This is a genomic window from Ruegeria sp. BG6 (genome assembly GCF_056538465.1).
Genome location: NZ_JBQFTB010000008.1, coordinates 146730 through 169876, shown reverse-complemented (window position 1 = coordinate 169876; position 23147 = coordinate 146730). Strand labels below are relative to the sequence as shown.

General features: G+C 58.3%; 18 protein-coding genes. 11 read left to right on the top strand and 7 right to left on the bottom strand.

What is annotated here, in order from left to right; all coding sequences use genetic code 11:
* The first annotated feature begins 186 nt into the window (after positions 1-186).
* The 5 genes from ACR0JW_RS15315 to ACR0JW_RS15295 all read left to right on the top strand — a co-directional run bounded on the left by ACR0JW_RS15315 (position 187) and on the right by ACR0JW_RS15295 (position 6894).
* A complete protein-coding gene (locus ACR0JW_RS15315) occupies positions 187-2406 on the top strand; it encodes a serine/threonine protein kinase (RefSeq protein WP_170681369.1) in 2220 nt (739 codons plus the stop codon).
* A gap of 209 nt (positions 2407-2615) precedes the next feature.
* On the top strand, positions 2616-3665 hold the full coding sequence (locus tag ACR0JW_RS15310) for an FHA domain-containing protein (RefSeq protein WP_170681367.1): 1050 nt from the start codon (positions 2616-2618) through the stop codon (positions 3663-3665).
* 3 nt (positions 3666-3668) lie between these two features.
* Positions 3669-4454: a PP2C family protein-serine/threonine phosphatase gene (locus ACR0JW_RS15305; protein WP_170681365.1), complete on the top strand. Its 786-nt coding sequence runs from the start codon at positions 3669-3671 to the stop codon at positions 4452-4454.
* Positions 4455-4476: 22 nt separating this feature from the next.
* Entirely contained in the window at positions 4477-5739 is a 1263-nt protein-coding gene (locus ACR0JW_RS15300; protein ID WP_170681363.1) for a transporter substrate-binding domain-containing protein, read from the top strand.
* Between the two features lie 45 nt (positions 5740-5784).
* Positions 5785-6894 carry a transporter substrate-binding domain-containing protein gene (locus ACR0JW_RS15295; RefSeq protein WP_170611179.1) on the top strand — a complete coding sequence of 370 codons (1110 nt, stop codon included), beginning with the start codon at positions 5785-5787 and terminating at the stop codon, positions 6892-6894.
* 470 nt (positions 6895-7364) lie between these two features.
* Here ACR0JW_RS15295 and ACR0JW_RS15290 read toward each other — a convergent pair whose 3' ends face one another.
* The 7 genes from ACR0JW_RS15290 to ACR0JW_RS15260 form a co-directional block, all read right to left on the bottom strand.
* Entirely contained in the window at positions 7365-9578 is a 2214-nt protein-coding gene (locus tag ACR0JW_RS15290) for an NADP-dependent isocitrate dehydrogenase (protein WP_170681359.1), read from the bottom strand.
* 231 nt (positions 9579-9809) lie between these two features.
* A complete protein-coding gene (locus ACR0JW_RS15285; protein WP_480714145.1) occupies positions 9810-10835 on the bottom strand; it encodes a trans-3-hydroxy-L-proline dehydratase in 1026 nt (341 codons plus the stop codon).
* A gap of 9 nt (positions 10836-10844) precedes the next feature.
* Complete coding sequence (locus ACR0JW_RS15280; protein WP_170681355.1) at positions 10845-12086, bottom strand: NAD(P)/FAD-dependent oxidoreductase; 1242 nt, start codon at positions 12084-12086, stop codon at positions 10845-10847.
* Positions 12083-13015 (bottom strand): 4-hydroxyproline epimerase, encoded by a 933-nt coding sequence (locus ACR0JW_RS15275; RefSeq protein ID WP_480714144.1) that lies wholly within the window; start codon positions 13013-13015, stop codon positions 12083-12085. Before ACR0JW_RS15275 ends, ACR0JW_RS15280 begins: the two co-directional genes overlap by 4 nt.
* Positions 13006-13965 (bottom strand): dihydrodipicolinate synthase family protein, encoded by a 960-nt coding sequence (locus ACR0JW_RS15270; protein WP_170825005.1) that lies wholly within the window; start codon positions 13963-13965, stop codon positions 13006-13008. Before ACR0JW_RS15270 ends, ACR0JW_RS15275 begins: the two co-directional genes overlap by 10 nt.
* A 173-nt stretch (positions 13966-14138) precedes the next feature.
* Complete coding sequence (locus ACR0JW_RS15265; protein WP_170681349.1) at positions 14139-15197, bottom strand: sn-glycerol-3-phosphate ABC transporter ATP-binding protein UgpC; 1059 nt, start codon at positions 15195-15197, stop codon at positions 14139-14141.
* Complete coding sequence (locus ACR0JW_RS15260) at positions 15194-16000, bottom strand: IclR family transcriptional regulator (RefSeq protein WP_170611200.1); 807 nt, start codon at positions 15998-16000, stop codon at positions 15194-15196. The genes ACR0JW_RS15265 and ACR0JW_RS15260 overlap by 4 nt, the downstream gene beginning before the upstream one ends.
* Positions 16001-16140: 140 nt before the next feature.
* On the opposite strand from ACR0JW_RS15260, the gene ACR0JW_RS15255 reads away from it, so the two are divergent.
* The 6 genes from ACR0JW_RS15255 (at position 16141) to ACR0JW_RS15230 (ending at position 23143) form a co-directional block, all read left to right on the top strand.
* A complete protein-coding gene (locus tag ACR0JW_RS15255; protein WP_170611203.1) occupies positions 16141-17400 on the top strand; it encodes an ABC transporter substrate-binding protein in 1260 nt (419 codons plus the stop codon).
* Positions 17401-17500: 100 nt separating this feature from the next.
* Positions 17501-18424, top strand: a complete 924-nt coding sequence (locus tag ACR0JW_RS15250) for a carbohydrate ABC transporter permease (protein WP_170611206.1) — start codon at positions 17501-17503, stop codon at positions 18422-18424.
* Between the two features lies 1 nt (position 18425).
* The gene (locus ACR0JW_RS15245; RefSeq protein ID WP_170619379.1) at positions 18426-19274 is read left to right on the top strand and encodes a carbohydrate ABC transporter permease; all 849 of its coding nucleotides are present in this window, start codon (positions 18426-18428) and stop codon (positions 19272-19274) included.
* Positions 19271-20611, top strand: a complete 1341-nt coding sequence (gene melA, locus ACR0JW_RS15240) for an alpha-glucosidase/alpha-galactosidase (RefSeq protein WP_170825007.1) — start codon at positions 19271-19273, stop codon at positions 20609-20611. The genes ACR0JW_RS15245 and melA overlap by 4 nt, the downstream gene beginning before the upstream one ends.
* 58 nt (positions 20612-20669) lie before the next feature.
* Positions 20670-22376, top strand: coding sequence for an IlvD/Edd family dehydratase (locus tag ACR0JW_RS15235; protein WP_170681345.1), 1707 nt, complete (start codon positions 20670-20672; stop codon positions 22374-22376).
* Positions 22376-23143 (top strand): SDR family oxidoreductase, encoded by a 768-nt coding sequence (locus ACR0JW_RS15230; RefSeq protein ID WP_170681343.1) that lies wholly within the window; start codon positions 22376-22378, stop codon positions 23141-23143. Before ACR0JW_RS15235 ends, ACR0JW_RS15230 begins: the two co-directional genes overlap by 1 nt.
* Positions 23144-23147 lie beyond the last annotated feature (4 nt).

Below are 23147 nucleotides of genomic sequence, written 5' to 3'. Positions count from 1 at the left end.
GACCCTGTTACTATATGTGGTTTTTGATCGAAAACGATCCTTAGTGAAGCCATCAGGTGGCCCCAATAAAGTCAAATTTGAAACGTCTAACCGTTCTCAAGTGTTCTGCGGTTGTTTCTGGTTGTGAGTTCGAGGGCCATTTGCCCGGTTGTCATTACGCCGCAAAGTTTAGAACGGGTGGAAAGAATGAGCCGCAACCAGGCAGTCGGTGCATCGCACGACGAACCGAAAATTGAAGGATTGGAACCGGGCGCAAAGCTGTTGCGCGGTCAGTATGAAATCCTTCGCTATCTCAGCAACGGCGGATTTGGGATCACCTATCTGGCGCGCGACAGCCTGGAGCGCGATGTGGTGATCAAGGAATGCTATCCCGGTGCCCTTTGCCGCCGGAATGGCGATTTGGTGGAACCCAACGACCCCTCGTATCAAGAAGACCTGCGCGCGATCATCGACCTGTTCATTCAGGAAGCCCGCAACCACGCGCGGCTTGTCCACCCCAATATCGTCGATGTGCATCAGGTTTTCGAAGACAATGACACCGCGTATATCGCCATGGACCTGATCCGGGGCTGCGACCTGCTGGATTACGTCGAGAACCCTGAAAACGATGGCGGGCCCGACTTTATCGTTCAGGTCACCGAAAAAATGCTGTCGGCCGTTTCCTTCATTCACCAAAGCGGCATGTTGCATCGTGACATCTCGCCCGACAACATTCTGATCGACGAAAATGGCGATCCTGTTCTGATCGATTTTGGAGCAGCCCGGGAACAGGCAGCACATCAGAGCGCGGCTCTTCTTACGCTTCGCGTGATCAAGGACGGCTATTCCCCTCATGAATTCTATGTGCGCGGGGCCGAGCAAGGTCCAAGCAGCGACCTGTATGTTCTTGCGGCGACCCTGTACCACGCTATCAGCGGCGAACGCCCCATAGATGGCCAGACCCGCCTGAACGCTTTCAACAGCAGCCAGGATGACCCCTACACTCCGTTGGCCGGTCAATTTGAAGGTTATCCCGAGGGATTTCTGGAAGCGATTGACAAGGCAATGGAAGTTCACGCCACGGACCGGTTGCAAAACGCGCTGGAGTGGTTGCGGATGTTCCGTGGTCCGAGCGTGATGTTCGACAGCTTTGCCTATCGCCCTGTGTCGGTCATCGTCGGCATGGACCGCAAAGATGACGAGGAAGAAAAAGCCCGCATCAAGGCCGAAAGCGAAAATGCCGAGGCGGTGGTTACCGCCCTGCTGGCGGGCAACCAGGACATCGTCATCGGCAATGACGATGACAAAGATCTGGCCAAATTCGCGCCCAAGGCCGACGAGCCGGTTGCGGTAGACACCGTTGTACAAAACCGGTCAGGCGGCAGCGGCAAAATGATTGCCGGCCTTGCCGTAGTCGCAGCACTTGCGGCGGGTGGTTACATCTATATGGAGAGCAACAAGGGCACCGATATCTCCAGCACCACGGAAACAGCCACACCTGCGGCCGAAACGGTGGAACCTGCGGTAATTGCCGCGGAACCCGTCGAAGAAAAGACCGAAGTTTCAGCCGCCCCAGTCGAAGAACCCCCAGAGGTTGCGGCGCCGGTCAGTGCAGACACCACCGCAGTCGAGACCGCTCAGACCGAAACGGAAACAGCAGTTGTCACACCTGCCGAACCCGTCACCATACAGGAAGAAGACCCCCAGGAGCAGCCTGTCGAGCAGACACAGGCCAAACCGGCGGCCCTGAACGAGGCCGAAGCAAAGACCGCCGAGGGAACAGCGGAAACAGAAACACCCGCGGCCCCGGCGGCACCGGTTAACCTCTCTGAAACGCAAGTTGCATTCGCTCATTGGGACGTAGAAATTCCTTTTGCGACCGCCAAACGCCGCGCCTCGACCGGTAACGTGATCGCCGTTACCGAGGTTGATCCGTCGCTTGACATGGGCGTCATCGGTGAATGGGTCCAACGCGGTGCCGCGATTTTCACACTGAATGGCAACCCAGTGCGCTCGGATGTGACGTTTGCCGCCCAAGTTCTGGATGACCTAAAGGTCGATCCGGACGGCTATATCCGCGTATCTGCACGCTATCGCCCATTGGGCAAGACCCGCGCTCAGAACGGATTGCTGGCGTTGCCTGCTCATCGCAAGCTCGGGCTGGAGAATGGGTTTGCCTTTGATATCCGTCACAACGGTGACGGCTGGCAGACGGTTGTTACCAGTGCCCCTGCAGGTGAAGCAGGCGGCCTTCGGCAAGGGGATATTCTGCGGAATGAAACGCATACCGGTCTGGCCATTGACGGCCCGGAAAGCCTGGATGCTGTACTGGCCGATCTGGTCTCGGAAGATCAGCCCCAGGCACGGCTGACTGTGTTACGCAACGGTGCGGACACGTCTGCCACCATGCCTTTGGCGAGGGAGTGATCGGACAGTTTGAAATGTGATCTGCCAGTGTGTGTTTGCTGAGGGTCGCGGGCCAAACCCGCAACCCTGACGGGAACCGGCCCGTCGCGGAAAGTTAAGTTAGTTCTCTGGTTTCTCAAATCGTAGGTGCCGCTGCGCATGTTGCGCGGAGGTGAGTAGCAGCCGCGCGGGACGGTCGTCCTGTGCCCAAAGTCAAAGGTGTCGACACCATGTTCAAATATAAAAGCCCTCTCAGCCGGCTTCTCGAAGGTGCCGGCAAAGCAAGAGAAACCGAAACCGAAGACGTTGCCGCCCCGGCGGAAGAAAGCCCGGAAAACAAGCAGCCGATCGCGGACTTCAACGCGCTGCGCGCAGCGTTGGGCGGTGGAAACCTCTCGGCCGAAAGCTACGAAGAAGCCGACGAACTGATCCCAGAAGAAAAGATGCCAGATTTCGCAGAAGGCGAAACTGAAATGGACTCCTCGGATGGCGAAGCGCAGGTCGAAGTGGAGGACGCGGTCGCAGAACCGGAAGTCGCACAGCCCGAAGAGGCACAGGATGATCATATTGTAACTCTGCACTTGACGACTGAAGTTACCGAAGTTGAGGCGGTTGAAGAAACCCCTGAAGCCGACGAGGCCCCAGTCGAAGTAGTCGAAGACCCTGTAGAGCCGGAAATTCAGCCGGAACCGGAAGTCGTGCAGTCACACGAACCTGAAATGATACAGGTCGCCGCACCGGAAATCGTCCAGGTGCCTGAAACGGAAGTTGCACCGGCCCCGGAGGTCGAGGAAACCCCGGCAGCGCCCGTTGCCGCCGATGATCGCCGCAGCCGCGTGAAGACAACCTTCTTGGGGTTTGAGCGTGCCGACACACATGTGCAGAATCTGATGGAAACGGCCGAACCGGTCGCCAAGTCCGAAGCTGCACAGGAGACCTTTCCTGTTGGCTGGCTGGTTGTCACATCCGGCCCAGGTCGTGGTGCGTGCATCACGCTGACTGAAGGCCTGATGCAGATCGGCCGCAATGACGATCAGGCCATTCAACTGGACTTCGGCGACACTGGCATTTCGCGCAGCAACCACGCCGTGATCGCCTATGACCCTGAAGATCGCAAATGCTACCTGGGGCACGGCGGCAAGGCCAATCTGGTGCGCCTGAACGGCAAGCCGGTGCTCAGCACTGTGGCTCTGTCCAGCGGCGACCTGATCCGGATCAGCGAAACTTCGATCCGTTTCGCTGCTTTCTGTGATGACGGCTTTGACTGGCGGGATTCCTGATAGATGCTGGCGACCCCGGCATATGATATTGCACTGATCCTGGATCAGGGTCAGCGCGACACGCAGGAAGATGCGATTGCATCGCGCATGTTTGACGCGTGCAACGCAGGTTACGTGATTGTGGCCGACGGAATGGGCGGTCACGCTGCAGGTGAAATAGCTTCGGAGTTGGTGATCGCCGCCTGGCGCGGGGCACTGGACGCCGAACTTGAGGCGGACACTCCATGCGAAGCTGACCTGATCGACGCCCTGCCTCTGGCCGCCATGCAGGCCAATGCCGCTATCGCCAACCACAGCGAAGAACAGGGCGACGGATTCAACATGGGCTCGACCCTGCTGGGTCTTCTGCTGCTGGGCCAACGCGCGTTCTGGATTTCGATCGGTGACAGTCCGCTTTATTTGTTCCGGAATGGCCAACTGACCCAGATAAATGAAGATCACTCGATGGCGCCCGTGATTGACGCACAAGCTGCCGAAGGTGCTCTGACCCTGGCCGAAGCGCAGGCTCACCCTGACCGCAATCAACTGACTTCAGTAGTCATGGGGGCCGCTATTCCCAAAGTCGATTGCCCTGAACAGCCTTTGAAGTTGGAAGCTGCCGATATCCTGATTTTGGGCAGCGATGGGCTGCAATACCTCAACGACGCGGAAATTCAGTCCATCGTGACCGACAATGCGCAGGCCTTGGCACAGGATCTGGCGGATGCGTTGCTTCGCGCCCTGCAAGCCAAAAACGACCCCGATCAGGACAACGTATCAATCGCCGTGGTGAAACCGGCAATACCCTAACACAGGCAAAGCAACAGGACCCATGAGAAACCATCTGATCATATCAAGTCTGGCTCTTGCAGCCGCGACGGGCGCGGCCTCGGCGCAAGAGGCGTGCAGTACCTATGAGATTCAGCGAGGCGACAGCCTCCGGGAACTGGCGATACAGGTCTATTCGACTGAAGACTATCGGTTTATCTACGACGCGAACCGGGATGTCATCGGCTCGAACCCGAACATCATTCGGGTCGGCGATATTCTGACTTTCCCCTGCCTTGAAGAGGTCGGACGCGAGGCAGCAGTGCCGGATACCGAAGCCGGACGCATCGCCGCGGAAATGGCTGCCGAGTTGGTGAAAGCCGCAGAAGAGCGGGCCGAAAAAGCCATTGCCGACGCCGAAGCCCGCGTTGCAGCAGCCGAAGCCGAGGCCAAGAAGGCCAGCGAAGACGCTGTGATCGAGGCCAAAGCGGCGGCCAAAGAAGAAATTGAAGCCGCGCGCGCCGAAGCAGCAGCGCTGATCCGCAACGCAGGCGAGAATGAGCGGCCCGAGGTTCGTGATCGCCAGATTTTGCTGATCACCGGCGGAAATTATGCACCCTTCACGGATGAGGCGCTGCCGAACCGCGGGCTATATACCTATCTGGTCGAAACCGCGATGCTGCGGGCCGCGCCCGAGCAATCCTACAAGATCCAGTTCGTCAACGACTGGTCGTCGCATCTGGATCTGCTGATGCCGACGCTGGCGTTCGACGCGACATTCCCCTGGTCGCGCCCCAATTGCGAAGAGGCCGAAGCCCTTTCCGACAAGGACCGTTCGCGGTGTGAGACCTACAATTTTTCCAACCCGTTCTACGAAGTTGTTGACACCTTCTTCGCCCGCGAAGGTTCGGGCTATGAACAGACACTGACCTACGCGGATTTCGCGGGCACCACGATCTGCCGACCCGAAGGCTGGTCTCTGTCGCACATGGATACGGTCGGCCTTTACGAGCCGGCGATCAAGTTGATGCGCCCGGTTTCACCGGATGACTGCTTTCACGCCGTCATGGATGGCACCGCCGACATCGTCGCCATCGAGGCCCACCTGGCGGTCGAAGCAATCGGTCGGCTGGGTTACGAACACCGCATCGTCGAAAACCCCAATCTGGCGGCTATCAAGTCACTTAACATCATGACCCACAAGGACAATCCTGACGGGGAGGCAATCCTTGAGACGCTGAACCAGGGTCTGGCAATCATGCAGCAATCGGGCGAATGGCGCGACATCGTGTCGACCGCCCTGCGTCACCAAATGGAAAATGGCTAAGGCCGCAATCGGCCTGACACAAAAGAAAGTCTGGAGGAAGTGGACATGTTTAATATTGATCTGAAGAAAGTGGTAATGTCGGCCACCGCCGTCACAGCACTGAGCGCAACCGCGGCGGCGGCACAGGAAGCCTGTACCAACTACACCGTCGAGGATGGCGATACGATGGCTACCATCGCCATCGCGGCTTATGGAACGTCGAACTATCAGCCGATCTTCAACGCGAACCGCAACGTCATTACGAACCCGAACGCACTGGAGCCGGGCCTGGTTCTGGCTCTGCCCTGTGAAGACGGTAGCCTGCCCAACGGGCAGACCGCACAGGAAATCATCGCCGCGGAAGAACAGCGCGCGGCCAGCGTCAAGCGGTCGAGCGTCTACCAACCGCCGATCAAACTGGTCACCGGCAATGGCTGGGCGCCGTTTGCCGATGAATCGCTGAACGGCGGTGGTGCAATCACCCGCCTGGGCACCACTGCCCTGCAGCGTGGCGGCAACGCCCGCGACTATTCGGTCAGCTTCGTGGACGACTGGAACTCGCACCTGGAAACGCTGCTGCCTTTGGGGGCGTTTGACGTATCCATGGCGTGGAACATGCCCGACTGCACCAACCGCACCTACGAATGGTCGTGGGAAACTGAAGTGCGCTGCACCCAGTTCGACTCGTCCGTTCCGGTTTATGACATCGTGGTCGGGTTCTACACCCTGCCGGAAAGCAGCTATGCAAGCGCGACAACTTTTGAAGAGCTGAAAGGGTCCACCATCTGCCGCATGGACGGCTGGTTCATCCACGATCTGGAACAGGAAGGCCTGCACAACGGCGAATCCATGACCCTGATGCAGCCGATCACTGCGCGCGAATGCCTCGACGCTGTTCTGACAGGTACCGCCGACGTCGCGACGTTCGAAGTTCAGTTGTTCTCAGACACCATGGTCGAAATGGGCCTGAACCAGAACGACATGGTAGAAAACCCCTTCGTAACCTCGCTGTCGTCGCTGCGCTTCATCAGCCACCGGAGCAACCCGTTCGGCAAGCAGTATCTGGCGATGCTGAACAAGGGCCTGAACGAAATGCGTGAATCCGGCGAATGGTACGCCATCGTTTCTGACACGCTGCGCGAGCACAACGAGAAACTTATGGCAGCGTCGAACTGATCCCTCGGTTCAGCTGATACACTGGGGCCGGTTCCACACCCGGCCCCTTTTTTGTTCGTGATAACCCAATGCCCTGGCCTGGATATGGCGGTTGGGCGCCGCATCACGGAACTGAAAGAAGCCTAAGCTGATCGCCTTTTTGTCCTTTGTATCCGGGACTATTCTGGACACGGTGACCGTCGGACTGCGGGAAATGAAGCGGCTGCATTATCTCAGCCTGCCAGCGCCAATATCCAAATAACGGCACTCGGTCTGCTTTCGGACGGGCAAAAAACACCCCAACTACGGGAAACCCCCAATATCGGAAGCTGCCGGGTTTGATATTCTGAGCCCAACAGCACCGGTGAGGCCTGAGCCTCTCCACTCACTTGAAAAGGGACTGACTTTGGGGGTCAGTCCCTTTTTACTTGGCTCATTGGATATTTACTATCCGTAAAGGGCCGCACAGGTACGCGCGGCCCCGGATAATTTTACCCGATAATGGCGTTCAGCGTCGCGCTGGGGCGCATAACTGCAGCTGCCTTCGTCGGATCTGCGTGATAGTATCCACCCAGATCGGCAGGCGCGCCTTGCGCCGCAGCCAGTTCCGACAGGATTTGCTCTTCCTTGTCGGCCAACTCTTTGGCAACCGGGGCAAAATCGGCGGCCAGATCGGCGTCATCGGATTGCGCAGCCAGCGCCTCGGCCCAATATCGTGCAAACCAGTAGTGGCTGTCGCGGTTGTCAGGCTGGCCAACCTTGCGGCTTGGCGATTTGTTGTTGTCCAGAATGCCTTGCGTGGCCGCTTCGGCCGCTGATCCCAGAACCCCGGCCTTAGCATTGCCCTTGCTGTCAGCCAGGAAGTTCAGCGATTCACCCAGCGCACAGAACTCGCCCATCGAGTCCCAACGCAGGTGGTTCTCTTCCACCAACTGCTGCACGTGCTTGGGCGCCGAACCACCCGCACCGGTTTCGAACAACCCACCACCGTTCATCAGCTTGACGATGGACAGCATTTTGGCCGAGGTGCCGAGTTCAAGGATCGGGAACAGATCGGTCAGGTAATCACGCAGCACGTTACCGGTAATGGCGATGCTGTCCTTACCTGCCGTGATGGTCTCCAGTGACTGACGGGTTGCTTCACGCGGGGCCATGATCAGAAATTTGTCAGCAACGCCAGCCGCCTCAAGGGCCGGTTTGACGTAATTGATCAGTTCAGCGTCATGGGCGCGGTTTGCGTCCAACCAGAAGATCGCCTCGGAACCGGTCAGGCGCTGACGGTCCATCGCCAGCTCAATCCAGTTCTCGATCGGAGCCATTTTGACGGTGCAGGACCGCCAGATGTCGCCCTTTTCGACCTCATGCGAATGCAGCGTCTCACCATTGGCCAATACGATACGGATCGTGCCATCGGCGGGTGCTTGGAAGGTGGTCGGGTGCGAGCCGTATTCTTCCGCCTTCTGCGCCATCAAGCCAACATTGGCCACGGCACCGGCAGTTGCCGGGTTCAGCGCGCCGTTGGCTTTGAAGAAGTTGATGGCCTCATCATAGACGGGCGCATAGCAGCGGTCGGGTATCACACAATTGGTATCACCCTTCCCACCGGTCTCGTCCCAACCCTTGCCGCCTGCACGGATCACCGCGGGCATCGACGCGTCGATAATCACGTCCGACGGGACGTGCAGGTTGGTGATGCCCTTGTCGCTATCGACCATGTACATCGACGGACGGTCCGCCTTGATCGCGTCGATCGCGGCCACGATGTCGGCGTTGCCCTTCACGCGATCCAAAAGATCACCCAGACCAGAGTTCGGGTTCACGCCCATAGCGTCCAGTTCCGCGCCAAACTTCTCGAACACTGGCGCCAGCCATGCCTTGACCGCATAGCCGAAGATGATCGGGTCCGAGACCTTCATCATCGTCGCCTTCATGTGCAGCGAGAACATGGTCCCATCTTTTTTAGTGTCCTCGATGGCGTCCGCCAGGAACGAAGACAGCGCCTTGACCGACATGCAGGTCGCGTCGGCAACAGTACCTTCAGCCAGAGGCCAGGCATCTTTCAGAACGGTCACGCTGCCGTCCTTGCCAACAAATTCGATCTTGGCATCACCCGCCTGAGCAGCCGTGATGGTGGCTGATTTCTCATTGGCATAGAAATCGTTGCCAGACATGGAAGACACTTTGGTTTTGCTGTCCGACACCCACTCACCCATCGAATGCGGGTTCTTCTGAGCGTAGTTCTTGACCGCACGGGCCGCGCGACGATCCGAGTTGCCCTCACGCAGTACCGGGTTAACAGCCGAACCTTTGATGGCGTCATAACGTGCGCGGATCGCCTTTTCCTCGTCAGTCGAAGGCTCTTCCGGGTAGTCCGGAATATTGTAGCCCTGCGATTGCAGCTCTTCGATGGCTGCAACCAGCTGCGGGACCGACGCCGAGATATTCGGCAGCTTGATTACGTTGGCGTCGGGTGTCTTGACCAGTTCACCCAGTGCGGCCAGATCGTCTGTGATGCGCTGATCTTCGGTCAGGTTCTCGGGGAAGGTTGCCAGAATGCGGCCCGCCAGCGAAATATCCTTGGTGCCGACACTTACGCCAGCGGCCGAAGCGAACTTGCGAATGATGGGCAGGAACGATGCGCTCGCCAGTTCCGGCGCTTCGTCTACAATGGTATACAATATATCGAAGTTCGATTTTTCTGCCATATTCCCTTACCTTTTTTAAGCCTTTCAGGGGCGTGCGATCCAAGAGTTGATGCCACATCAACGTGGCGCGGCAGGGGCACGATCAGGATGCTGCCCCTTGGTTACTCTGATTTGACAGGGCCTCCCATAAAACAGGATGGCCCCGGGATCAATCACCGGAACGCGCGCAAATTGACACGGGGTTAGGTGAACCAGATGAAACGGCGCAGAAACAGGTTAGGCCTTGCTGCCTCAGACGCCCCAGGTATCGCTCAGACGATAGCCGCCCGGCCAAGGGTCATCGGGATCCAGCATGTGTTGGTGAATGCCGGTAATCCAGCCCTGGCCGCTGATCTCTGGGACAATAGCCGCGCGATCGCCCAGCCGTGTTGCCTCGACGATTCGGCCGGTAAAGCGCGAACCGATGATGGAAATGGCTTCGAACGTCTGCCCGACCTGCATCTGTCCTTTGGCGGCCATCAACGCCATGCGTGCCGAGACCGCCGTGCCGGTGGGTGAGCGATCGACTTTACCCGGTTGAATGGCCACAGCGGACTTGCCGCGCACCCCTTCGGGAGATTCCTCCAAAGGACCGCAGAAGGCACAGAAGGAGATGTGATCCCAATCCGGGTTTTCGGGATGGGAAAAACCAATCTGTTCATTCGCCGCATTTGTGATTGCAACCCCCATACGCGCGATGTCACGCGCCTCGTCTTCGGTGATCTCAAAGCCCAGAGCGGCGGCATCGACGACAACGAAACTGTCGCCTCCAAAGGCCGTATCGACCTGCAACGTTCCCACGCCCGAAACTTCGAGTGGAACGCCGAGCTTGTCGGCAAAGCTGCGCAGGTTCTGCACAAAGATACGTCTGGCCTTGCCGCCCTCGCACTCGGCCCGGACACGGACCAGGCCGCCGGGCGCCTCCAGCGTCAGATGGGTTTCGGGCTCCTGCATCGGGACGATGCCGCCATCCAGCAACACGGTCGATACGCAGATCGAATTCGATCCGGACATCGGCGGCGTATCTTCAGGTTCCATGATGATGAATCCCGCATCAGCGTCAGGATGTTTGGGCGGCACCAGCAGGTTTACATGTCGAAACACTCCGCCCCGCGGTTCGTTCAGAACGAAATTTCGTAAGGTCTGGTCTTTCGCGATGAACGAACGCTGGTCCCACAGCGTGTCGCCCGGGGGCGGCGCGACACCGCCAACGATCACATCCCCGACCTCGCCTTCGGCATGGGCTGAAATCACATGAATTGTCTTCACGCTGCGCATGAGGGCTCCTTAAAACCGGGTGGCAGAAAAAGGATCAGGGGAAATCTCAGGAGTATTATCGACAAGGAGGTCGGCGACCATTTCAGCGGTCCCTGCTGACTGTGTCAAACCCAGATGACCATGGCCAAACGCATAAATCACATTGCGGGAACGGCGTGCAGGGCCGATCACCGGAATACTGTCGGGCAGCGACGGGCGGAATCCCATCCATTGCGTGCCACCTTCGGTCCTGAGCCCCGGCAGGAACTGCGTCGCCTTTTGCAAAAGGGTTTCCGCCCTCCGGTAATTCGGTGGCAGTTTCAGCCCACCAAGCTCGACAGCACCCCCGATGCGCACGCCGCCATTAATACGACTGGCCACGAATCCGTGGCGGGAAAAGGTCAGATGCATCCGCAGATCGAAGGCGCCCTCGGACAGGGTCGTGTTATACCCGCGCTCGGTCTCCAGAGGGATGTGATCGCCCAGAGTGCGCGCCAGTTCATGCGACCACGCACCGGAAGCGACGACAACCTTGTCGGCCTCAACCGTTCCACCGGCATGGCTCAGTTGCACCGATGTGTCCCGGGGAGTAACGGCGCGAATCTCCATTTGCTCGATCCGGCCGCCGCGATCCAGAAACGCTTGCGCCAGATGGCCTACCCAAGTTTTTGGATCGACCGTGTTCATCCAACCCGGTGTGAAACCGGCATGAGTAAAGCGGGGGCTGAGACCAGGCTGCAACTCGGCAATGGCTTCACGGTTTTCCAGCAGTTCAAACGCGATCCCGTGACGGCGGCGTGTTTCCCATCCGGGCAGGCTGGCACGAAACTCTGCCTCGCCTTCGTAAAGCTGCATCTGACCATCCCGCTGAATCAGCGCCTCGCCATCGACGTCCGAAATCAGACGCTCCAGCGCAGCGCCCGACAGGCGCATAAGACCCGCCTGGGCGGCCAGTAGTTCGTGATACCGGCGCGGACGGCTGGCCTGCCAGAACCGCATCATCCAAGGAATGATCTTCAGGGCATATGCAGGGGGAATTGATAAAGGCCCCAGCGGATCCAGCAACCATTTGGGTGCCTTGCGCATGATGCCCGGCGTCGCCAGCGGCTCGACCTCGGTCAGGGCAAACGCTCCGGCATTGCCGGCAGAAGCCTGCGCCGCGACGCCTTCGCGGTCCAGCACGCGGACATTATGACCCCGACGCTGCAGCTCAAGCGCAGTTGTTATGCCGATGACACCGGCACCGATTATCACCACGTCCGAATGCGTCACGTCGCAATCCCGTCTTTGAACGGATCATTTTCGGCAAAGATCAGCTTCGCCTCGGCCATGACATGGGCCTGCCCGGTAATCGAGGGTATGACACCTCCATTCGGGCCCGGCTGATAAGACAGGCGATAGGTGCTTCCGATAACAGATTCCTGCACGATCTCCTCGCCCGGGGCCAGTTTTCCATCCGCCGCCAAACAGGCCAGCCGTGCCGAACTACCGGTGCCGCAGGGCGAGCGGTCGTAATTGTCATCCGGACAAAGAACAAAGTTGCGGCTGTGCACACCATCCGTCGAGGACGTTCCCTGAAAGATTACATGATCAACCGGTTCACCCTGTTCGCCGCCAATACACTGCGCAATCGAAGCCTCGCGGATGGCGACGGCCATGTTCGTCAGCTTTGCGATATTCCCGACACAAACCGGAATTGGACTGGGATCGACAATAAAGAACCAGTTGCCACCATAAGCCAGATCGCCCGTCACCGGCCCGTTGTCCGGCACGTCCAGGGTGGCTGAGCGCTGTACCCGCCGGCTTTCGATGTTTGTGACGGTCACCGTGTTTGCGTCATGCAATTCGACCGTCACCACCCCCGCAGGAGTTTCGATGCGATGGGTGCCCTGCCCGATCCGACCCAAGTGGGCCAATGTCACGGTCAGACCAATGGTGCCATGACCACACATGCCAAGCACCGCGTCTACGTCAAAATAGATCACGCCGGTCACACAAGTCGGATCAACCGGTTCGACCAGCAATGCGCCGACCATGGCCGGTTGCCCGCGCGGCTCGAGCATGATGGAGCGGTAAAACTCCTCATGCTCGGTTGCCAGTCGCCGGGCTCGTTCGGCCAGAGGTCCATTGCCCAGATCAGGTGCGCCATCCAGGATCACCCGCGTGGGCTCGCCCCCGGTATGGCTGTCGATCACATGCATTCAGCGATCACCCCGCCCTGCGCTGACCAGTCGGCGAACCAGCTTTTGAACAGTTCATACTGCTGTTCACAATAGTTGCGCTGTGCATCATTCAACTCATCGCTTTCGTTAAAGTGCAGGCGGTATTCCGGTTCACCGTTCAGCACTAACAGATGCTTGTAATAGAGCACCAGATCGGGGCCTTCGTCAAAGCTGGAAAGAACATGGAACGCCTCGGTCAATTCCTGAGCGCGCAAACGGGCCTCGGCGCTTCCGGTGGCGGCTTTTTGCGACAACGCCGCCAGCAACAGCGCCTCGCGCGGCAGCGCATTGCCGATTCCGGTAATCGAACCGGTCGCGCCACAGTTTACAAAGCCATGAAAGACTTCGGTATCGACGCCTACCATCAGGGTCACATTGTCATCCTGACTGGTGATGTTCTCAGCTGCGTAGCGCAGATCGTCCTTGCCACCGAATTCCTTGAACCCGATCAGATTGGAGTGTTCGGCCCGCAGCGCAAAGAACAACTCGGCGCGGGTGGCGAATCCGTAATAGGGGCTGTTGTAGATCACGGCAGGAATGTCGGGCGCCGCAGTCAGAATATCTCTAAAATGGTTCTTCTGCGCCGCCGGCGAACTGCCACGTGACAGAACGCGCGGGATCACCATCAGGCCGGCGGCGCCCACTTTTTGCGCGTGGGCGGCATGGGCCACGGCGGATTTTGTGTTTATGGCCCCGGTGCCCACGACAACCGGAAGTCCGGCGGCCACCAGACGCTCGACCCCCTCCATCCGCTGTTCGTCGGTCAGCAGGGGCCAATCCCCCATCGAACCGCAATAGACAACTGCAGACATCCCTGCATCTATCATCTCCTGACCCTTGCGGACCAGTGCGTCATAATCCGGTTTGCGGTCCCGTGTGCAGGGCGTCATGAGGGCGGGCATGGTGCCGGTGAAGACATTTTTTGGCATGGGGCAAATCCTTTGGAAGCAGCGTTTCGTACGGCAGGAGGAAATCAGGTCAGAGCCGTTTCGAATCGAAATAACGGATATTGGATACAAAATCCATAAAAATTCTACGCCAAAGCAAAACGCGCCGAACCGGTGGCTCGACGCGCTGTTTGATCAGGGTTCAGGTGTCAGATTCAGCGCAGGCGCTGCCCGGTTTCGGGGTCGAACAGTAATGCGCGGTCAGGTCGGACCGAAATGCCAATTCGCTCGCCCTGCGTGCTGCGTTGATCGTCGCGTTCTTCGACAATCAACCGGTCGCCATTCGGCGTTACCAGGTAAGAATACGACACCCCGCCAAGCGCTTCGGTCAGGTCAACGGTGCAGGTCTCGCTGCCGCGATCAATCTGGATATGCTCTGGCCGAATGCCCAGTGTGACCTTGTTGGCCCCCGAAGGCACGGACGCCGTAACCGGAATCGACTGATTGAGTGCAGGATGACTGACCTGACCATCAACGACATCGCATTCCAGAAAATTCATCGCGGGCGAGCCAATGAAACCGGCCACAAACCGATTGTCCGGATCACGGTACAAATCCATCGGAGCGCCGACCTGTTCGATCCGCCCGTCCCGCAGCACAACGATCTTGTCGGCCATGGTCATCGCTTCGACCTGATCGTGCGTGACATAAATCATCGTCGCGCCGATTTCGTTGTGCAGTCGCGCAATCTCGACCCGCATCTCGACCCGCAACTCGGCATCGAGGTTCGAAAGCGGCTCATCAAACAGGAACACTTCGGGCCCGCGAACAATGGCGCGCCCGATGGCCACCCTTTGCCGCTGGCCACCCGACAAAGCCTTCGGCTTGCGTTTCAGGTACTGGTCCAGCTTCAGAATTTCCGATGCTTCGTGCACCTTCTTGTCGATTTCGGTTTTCGAGACGCCATTCATGCGCAAACCGAAGCCCATGTTTTCCGCCACCGACATGTGCGGGTAGAGAGCATAGGTCTGAAACACCATTGCCACGCCACGTTTGGCCGGGTCCATATGGGTTACATCCCGCGAACCGATGTTGATTTGCCCTTCGGTCGTTTCCTCAAGCCCGGCGATCATTCGAAGAAGGGTGGACTTGCCGCAACCTGACGGACCCACAAATACGCAGAATTCACCATCTTCGATCTCAAGATCTATGCCGTGAATAACCTGTGTCTGGCCGTACCGCTTGATCGCGCCGTTTAGTGTAACTCCGGTCATGTCGCATGCATCCTGTCTTTGCGGGTGGTCCTACGGGATTCTGGGAATTGCCATGCCTGAGCTTCCGCGCCGATCTGATCGGCCACATGGCGGACACGGGGAATCCAGGCTTCAAGCTGGGTGAAATCCATCCGTTCCGTGAAACCGGTTACGGAAATTGCGCCCAACATGCGCCCGCCCGAAGTCAGGATCGGGCATGCTATGCAGATGATGCCGGGCTCGTGCTCTTCATCGTCGATCGCATATCCGCGCTGCCGGATCAGTTCCAGATCCGCGCGTAGCGCCTGTTCCGAGGTCAGTGTCTTGTCGGTAAACCGGTGATAGCTTTGTTGCGACACCGCCTTGGTCAACGCCTCGTCATCCAGATGCGCCAACATCGCCTTGCCGACGCCTGTGCAGTATGCGGGGCCGACTTTGCCAGCTTGCGAGAACATCTCGACCGGCTGCGCTGCGTTACGTTTGTCGACATACAAAACCTGACTGGAATCAAGCTGTGCAAGGTGAACTGTTTCCCCTGTTTCCTGACTTAGCGCGTCGAGAAACGGGCGGGCAATCGGGGCCAGTGAGCTTTGGGTCCAGGCATCATGCGCCAACCGCACCAACCTCAGGCCAGGTGCATAGGTCTGACGGTCGGGATCGTAGGACAACATCCTTTGGTGGGTCAGCGATTGCAGAAACCGGTACAACGTCGCCTTGGGGAAACTGCTGTTGTCCAGCAGCTCCGCGAAACGGACCGGGCGTCCGAATGCAGCCACCTGATCCAGCACATCGCATGCTTTCCCAATTGTTCCTTCACCTGCCACGGGCGCTTTTCTCCTCCGTTTGCCCACGGCCGACAGCACGTGGGTCTTGACAAGACTAACCGAGTCGATGTGTAGTTTTCAATATATAAAACTAAGTTTCACTATGTGGAACCTAAATGTGGAAGCTAAGGGAGGAAACCATGCATTCCATCTACAAGCGCACAACGGCCGCGCTGGCCATGAGCGTTGCACTTGCCGTTCCGGCCTATGCCGAACTCACTGGTGAGCTGCGGATTTTCCTGGACACATCCAACCCGGCGCCGCGCGCGACTATGGAAGCGATGATCGGCCGCTTCGCTGAAAAGCACCCGGGGCTGGAAATCGAAACCACAGTGATCGACCGCGAGGCGTATAAGACGCAAATCCGCAACTTCCTGACCGCCGACACGCCGGACGTTGCCACGTGGTATGCCGCCAACCGTATGAAGCCTTATGTCGAAGCAGGCCTGTTCGAGGATGTTTCGGACCTATGGGCCGAGCCTGAGATTGCTGAAAACCTCGCCTCGACCAAGGGCGCGATGACCATCGATGACAAGCAATGGGGTGTACCCTACACCTACTACCAGTGGGGCGTTTATTACCGCAAAGACATCTTTGATGAGTTGGGCCTTAGCGAACCCACCACCTGGGAAGAGGAACTGGCCAACTGCCAGAAAATCGTCGACTCAGGCCGCGCCTGCTATACCATCGGCACCAAATTCCTGTGGACCGCAGGCGGCTGGTTCGACTACCTGAATATGCGCACCAACGGCTTCGACTTCCACAACCAGCTTGCCAATGGCGAAATCAGCTGGGAAGACGACCGGGTCAAGCAAACCTTCGCCAACTGGAAACAGTTGATCGACATGGGCGCGTTCATCGACAATCACCAGACCTACAGCTGGCAAGAGGCCCTGCCCTTCATGGTAAACGGCGAAGCGGCTGCATATCTGATGGGGAATTTCGCTGTCGCGCCGCTAAGGGATGGCGGCTTGACCGACGATCAGCTGGACTTCTACCAGTTCGTGTCCATCAACCCTGATGTCGAAATGGCTGAAGATGCCCCGACAGATACATTCCACATTCCTGCGAACGCATCGAACAAGGAAGCAGCGCGTGAGTTCCTGCGCTTTGTGGTCTCTGCGGAAGAGCAGACCGAAATCAACAATGGCTCGAACCTTGGGCAATTGCCGGTGAACGCACAATCCTCGGTGGATGATGACAAGTTCCTCCAGCAGGGCTTCCAGATGTTGTCGTCGAACAGCCCGGGCGGCGTGGCGCAATTCTGGGACCGGGATGCACCGGCGGAAATGGCAAAAGTGTCTATGGAAGGCTTCCAGGAATTCATGGTCAAACCGGACAATCTGGACCGTATCCTGGCCAAGCTGGAACGCGCACGTGAGCGCATTTACGAAAACTAATCCGGTCGTCGGGCCGGGCACACGCCCGGCCTGCACCTGAACCTGTGTAAGGCGGGTGCCAACTCGCCTTGCTCCTTCCACCTAAACCATGAGTATCCGCATGTCTGCCGTCGACGTCCCCGAACAGGAAAGCTGGTTTCACAGAAATCAGCAGCGCATCGCGCCCTGGCTGTTTCTGGCCCCCGGCCTGCTGTTCTTTATGGTCTATGTGATCATTCCGGTGTTTCAGTCCTTTAACCTGTCGCTTTATGAATGGGACGGTCTTGGTGCGGCTGAATATGTCGGGTTCCGCAACTACGAGGATTTGTACTGGGAATGGGTTGACCGGGATGCATTTTACATCTCTCTCAAAAACAACCTGATCTGGCTGATCCTGTATCTGGCTGCAATTCCCGCCGGCTTGTTCATTGCGCTGTTCCTGAACCAGACGGTCTGGGGCATTCGCCTCTACAAGTCGCTTTTCTTCTTCCCGTTCGTCATCTCTCAGGTAGTTGTGGGCCTCGTCTTTACATGGTTCTACGATCCGACTTTCGGACTTCTCAACGAGTTCCTGGGCTTTTTCGGCGCCGGACCCCTGAATGTCCTGGGAGACGAACGTTTTGTCACCTATGGCATCATCTTGGCGGGCCTCTGGCCTCAAACCGCGTATTGCATGATCTTGTACCTCACCGGCCTGAATGCCGTTGACCCCGAACAGATCGAAGCCGGGCGTCTTGATGGGGCCAAAGGCATGCGGATGCTCTGGCACATCATCCTGCCGCAACTGCGGCCCGCTACTTTCATCGCCTTCGTTGTCACCATCATCGGTGCTCTGCGCAGCTTTGACCTTATCTCAATCATGACTCAGGGCGGCCCCTTCGGCTCCTCCCGCGTCTTGGCTTACTACATGTTCGAGGTCGCCCTGTCCGAATATGGCTTCCGCATGGGGTACGGCGCGGCCATCGCGGTCATCCTGTTCCTGATCATGCTGTGCTTCATCGCTTATTTCCTCTGGTCAATGTACCGCGAAGAGAAGGGGCACTGAGATGTTTCCCAAACCCATCGAAAAACAGCCCCGCTCGGCGCAAATTACCTATCAGGCCATGCTGCCACTGGCGCTGCTTCTGTGGCTGGGGCCATTGCTGGCGGTCGCGCTGTTCTCTGTCAAACCGGCAGCGGATTTCACCAACGCAAACTACTGGGGCATGCCCTCCAGCTTTGAAGGCGCGTTCAACTACGGTCAGGTATTCTTCAACTCGGACATGCCGCGCTATCTGCTGAACTCGTTCATGATCACCATCCCAACGGTGATCGGAGCGGTCGCGCTCAGCTGCATGACGGGGTTTGCGCTGGGGATCTACAAATTCAAGTCAAACATCTGGATCTTCTTCATGTTCGTGGCGGGCAACTTCGTGCCGTTCCAGATCCTGATGGTTCCCGTGCGCGACCTGACGCTGCAACTGGGTCTCTACAACACCAAAACCGGGCTTGTGCTGTTCCACATCGCCTTCCAGACCGGGTTCTGCACACTGTTCATGCGCAACTTCATCCGCGCCCTGCCCTTTGAACTGATCGAGGCCGCCCGTGTCGAAGGTATCAGCGAATGGCGCATCTTCTGGTACGTCGTCCTACCGCTGATGAAACCCGCTATCGCTGCCCTCAGCGTCCTTATCTTCACGTTCATCTGGAACGACTACTTCTGGGCCGTGGTACTGACCCAAGGCGCAGAAAGCCAGCCCGTGACAGCCGGTATCACAAGTTTCAACGCTCAGTTCCGGGCCGCCTACCAGTTGATGAGCGCAGGCTCGATCGTCGCCGCTTTGCCGCCTGTGGCCATGTTCTTCCTCATGCAGAAACACTTCATCGCGGGTCTGACCCTTGGAGCTGTCAAATGACCAAAATTACCTTTATCGGCGCGGGTTCCACGATCTTCATGCAAAACATCGTGGGTGACGCGCTGCTGACCCCCGCGCTTTCCGACAGTCATTTTGCACTGATGGACATAAACCCGGTGCGCCTGGCGGAAAGCGAGGCCGTAGCAAGGTCGATGATCCGTTCGGTTGGAACCGGCGCGACCGTTTCCACCCACACCGACCGTCGGTCGGCCCTGGATGGGGCGGATTTCGTAATTACCGCGTTCCAGGTCGGGGGATACCAGCCCTGCACTGTCACCGATTTCGAGATTCCCAAGCAATACGGCTTGCGTCAGACCATCGCCGACACGCTGGGGGTTGGCGGCATCATGCGCGGGTTACGGACCGTTCCGGTTCTCTGGGACGTGGCGCAGGACATGATGCAGCTTTGTCCCGACGCGACGCTGCTGCAATACGTCAACCCGATGGCGATCAATACATGGGCCCTGGCGGAAAGATTCCCGACGCTGAAACACGTGGGCCTCTGCCATTCGGTCCAGAACACGGTCGAGGAACTGGCCCACGATCTGGACTTGCCCAAAAGCGATATCCGCTACCGGGTGGCCGGCGTCAATCACGTCGCCTTCTTCCTGCGGCTCGAGTACGAGGGGCGCGATCTCTACTCAGCCCTGCGGCAAGGCTACGCCACCGGGAAGCTTCCCAAAGCCCCTCTTTTGATGCCGCGTTGCCCCAACAAGGTACGCTACGAGGTGATGGACCATTTGGGCTATTTCTGCACGGAAAGCTCCGAGCATCTGGCCGAGTACGTTCCGTGGTTCATCAAGGACGGGCGCGACGATCTGATCGAGCAGTTCTCGATTCCGCTGGACGAATACCCGACCCGGTGCGAGGAACAGATCGCCGGCTGGCAGCAGAAGGCCAAGACTCTGACGGACGGGGGCAACATAGACGTGATCCGCAGCCACGAATTCGCCGCTGACCTCATGAACGCTATCATCACAGACGAACCTTATACGGCCTACGGCAACCTGCCAAACACCGGCCAGATTCCGCAGCTTCCATTGGGCGCGGCGGTGGAAACGCCATGTCTGGTGGACAGCAACGGTGTTCAGCCTTCGATTGTGACTGATATTCCGCCACAACTGATCGCCCTGATGCGCACTCAGATCAACGTGCAGGAATTGACCGTCCGCGCCCTGACCGAGCAGAACCCGGAGCATATCTATCACGCGGCCATGATGGACCCACACACCGCAGCGGAACTGGACCTGCGGCAGATCCGCAGCCTGGTCGCCGATCTGCTGACTGCCCATTCCGACTGGCTTCCCGATTGGTGCCGCCCGGCCCGCGCGGCCTGACCTTTATCTTTTCAAAAATACTCAATCCCAACCCGAACCACGAAAAGCAAAACAAGAAATGAAAAAGCGCCGCTCACAACACTGGTACGGAAAACTCGACAAAGATGGGTTCATCCATCGCTCCTGGATGAAAAACCAGGGATTTCCTGATCATTCCTTTGACGGGCGCCCGATCATCGGCATTTGCAACACCTGGTCTGAATTGACACCCTGCAATTCAGGCCTGCGCGATCTGGCCGAGGGCGTGAAACGCGGCGTGTGGGAGGCAGGTGGCTTTCCCGTCGAATTCCCGGTGATGTCGCTGGGCGAAACCCAGATGAAGCCCACCGCCATGCTGTTCCGCAATCTGCTGGCGATGGATGTCGAGGAATCCATCCGCGCCTATGGCATCGACGGCGTCGTGTTGCTGGGCGGCTGTGACAAGACCACGCCGGGCCAGTTGATGGGTGCGGCCTCGGTTGATCTGCCATCGATCGTCGTCAGTTCGGGTCCGATGCTGAACGGCAAGTATCGCGGGCAGGATATCGGCTCGGGCACCGACGTGTGGAAATTCTCCGAGTCCGTTCGCGCCGGGGATATGACCCTGCAGGATTTCATGAACGCAGAATCAGGTATGTCCCGCAGCGCAGGTGTTTGCATGACGATGGGCACGGCCTCGACGATGGCCTCGCTGGTCGAGGCGATGGGTATGAGCCTGCCGACCAACGCTGCCCTGCCCGCCGTAGATGCGCGCCGCATGGCGCTGGCGCATATGACCGGCAAGCGGATTGTCGAAATGGTCGACGAAGACCTCAAACCCTCGGACATCCTGACCAAGGAAGCTTTCGAGAACGCCATCCTCGCCAATGCCGCCGTCGGTGGTTCGACCAATGCGGTTGTCCACCTGCTGGCTCTGGCCGGTCGTGTTGGCGTGGATCTGAAACTTAAGGATTTCGAGATCGGGTCCGAAATTCCCCTGCTGGTGAACTGCATGCCTTCGGGAAAGTACTTGATGGAGGATTTCTGTTACGCAGGCGGCGTTCCGGTTGTTCTGAACGAGCTCAAACCCTTCCTGCGCCCGGCCAGAACGGTTTTGAACAAGGATATTTCCGCCCATTACGAGGGTGCCGAATGCTTCAACACAGACGTCATCCGCCCTTTTGGCGATCCGGTGAAACCCGCAGCGGGCCTGCGGGTTCTTCGCGGCAATCTTGCACCCAACGGTGCCATCGTGAAACCTTCGGCGGCCACGGACGCTCTGCTTGAAACAGAAGGCGAGGCATATGTTTTCGAAAGTATCGAAGACCTAAAGGCCAATATCGACCGCGACGATCTGCCGGTGACGCCCGGAACTATTCTGGTCCTCAAAGGATGCGGCCCCAAAGGTTATCCGGGGATGCCCGAGGTCGGCAACATGCCGATCCCCTCCAGGCTGGTGAAAGAGGGCGTGCGCGACATGATCCGTATCTCGGACGCCCGCATGTCCGGCACCGCATATGGCACTGTCATCCTGCATGTCAGCCCCGAGGCGCAGGCCGGAGGCACGCTGGGCTTGGTCAAAACCGGTGATCGCATCCGGGTTTCCGCCAGCAAGGGCGAACTGGAACTGTTGGTCGATGAAAAGGAACTGGACGCCCGCCGCGCCGCGTGGCAACCGGACGACCCCCATTATTCCCGCGGCTACGCGAAACTTTATATCGACCACGTGCTACAGGCTGATCAGGGAGCAGACCTTGATTTCCTTGTCGGCAAAGACACCCGCCTTGTGACCCGAGAGAGCCACTGATGACCCAAGCCGCCACATTCCACGACCTCAACGGCGCGTCCGTTTTCATCACCGGCGGCGGATCGGGCGTCGGAGCGTCCCTGACCGACGGGTTCCTCGCACAGGGCGCAAATGTTGCCTTCATCGGCCGCTCGGATGCCAGCGCTTTTGTCGACGAGATGCACGAGAAACACGGGCGCGCTCCGCTGTTCTTGCAAGGTGACATCACCGATACCGAATTGCTGCACGCGACCATGGCAAAAGCCGCCGAGGCTTATGGGCCGATCAAAGTGTTGGTCAACAACGCCGCGAACGACAAACGGCACGGACTGTCCGAAACCACCACGGAGTTCTGGGACTGGATGATCGAGGTAAACCTCAAGGCTTACTACTTCGCCTGCCAGGAGGCCGCGCGGCAAATGCAGGAGGCTGGCGGGTCGATCATCAACTTCTCTTCAATCAGCTACATGATGGGCAACGCGGGATATCCGATCTACACCACATCGAACGCAGGGATCACCGGGATGACAAGGTCGCTTGCGCGCGAGTTGGGTCCGCAGAAAATCCGGGTCAATGCCCTGGCGCCTGGATGGGTTCTGACGCAGAAACAGCTGGACATGTGGGCCACGCCCGAGGATTTGGCGGCACATATGGAACGACAGTGTCTGAAAGAGCATCTGACACCGGACGACATGATTGCGCCGACACTGTTTCTGGCTTCGGACGCCAGCCGCGCGATGACGGGGCAGTGCATGGTGGTCGATGGCGGCGTCGTTGTTACGGGGTGAGAAC

Coding starts and splice junctions, on each gene's coding strand:
- ACR0JW_RS15255 (WP_170611203.1), top strand. CDS start 16,141: ATGCATTCCATCTACAAGCGCACAACGGCCGCGCTGGCCATGAGCGTT.
- ACR0JW_RS15305 (WP_170681365.1), top strand. CDS start 3,669: ATGCTGGCGACCCCGGCATATGATATTGCACTGATCCTGGATCAGGGT.
- ACR0JW_RS15310 (WP_170681367.1), top strand. CDS start 2,616: ATGTTCAAATATAAAAGCCCTCTCAGCCGGCTTCTCGAAGGTGCCGGC.
- ACR0JW_RS15265 (WP_170681349.1), bottom strand. CDS start 15,197: ATGACCGGAGTTACACTAAACGGCGCGATCAAGCGGTACGGCCAGACA.
- ACR0JW_RS15250 (WP_170611206.1), top strand. CDS start 17,501: ATGTCTGCCGTCGACGTCCCCGAACAGGAAAGCTGGTTTCACAGAAAT.
- ACR0JW_RS15275 (WP_480714144.1), bottom strand. CDS start 13,015: ATGCATGTGATCGACAGCCATACCGGGGGCGAGCCCACGCGGGTGATC.
- ACR0JW_RS15230 (WP_170681343.1), top strand. CDS start 22,376: ATGACCCAAGCCGCCACATTCCACGACCTCAACGGCGCGTCCGTTTTC.
- ACR0JW_RS15315 (WP_170681369.1), top strand. CDS start 187: ATGAGCCGCAACCAGGCAGTCGGTGCATCGCACGACGAACCGAAAATT.
- melA (WP_170825007.1), top strand. CDS start 19,271: ATGACCAAAATTACCTTTATCGGCGCGGGTTCCACGATCTTCATGCAA.
- ACR0JW_RS15290 (WP_170681359.1), bottom strand. CDS start 9,578: ATGGCAGAAAAATCGAACTTCGATATATTGTATACCATTGTAGACGAA.
- ACR0JW_RS15300 (WP_170681363.1), top strand. CDS start 4,477: ATGAGAAACCATCTGATCATATCAAGTCTGGCTCTTGCAGCCGCGACG.
- ACR0JW_RS15285 (WP_480714145.1), bottom strand. CDS start 10,835: ATGCGCAGCGTGAAGACAATTCATGTGATTTCAGCCCATGCCGAAGGC.
- ACR0JW_RS15295 (WP_170611179.1), top strand. CDS start 5,785: ATGTTTAATATTGATCTGAAGAAAGTGGTAATGTCGGCCACCGCCGTC.
- ACR0JW_RS15245 (WP_170619379.1), top strand. CDS start 18,426: ATGTTTCCCAAACCCATCGAAAAACAGCCCCGCTCGGCGCAAATTACC.
- ACR0JW_RS15235 (WP_170681345.1), top strand. CDS start 20,670: ATGAAAAAGCGCCGCTCACAACACTGGTACGGAAAACTCGACAAAGAT.
- ACR0JW_RS15270 (WP_170825005.1), bottom strand. CDS start 13,965: ATGCCAAAAAATGTCTTCACCGGCACCATGCCCGCCCTCATGACGCCC.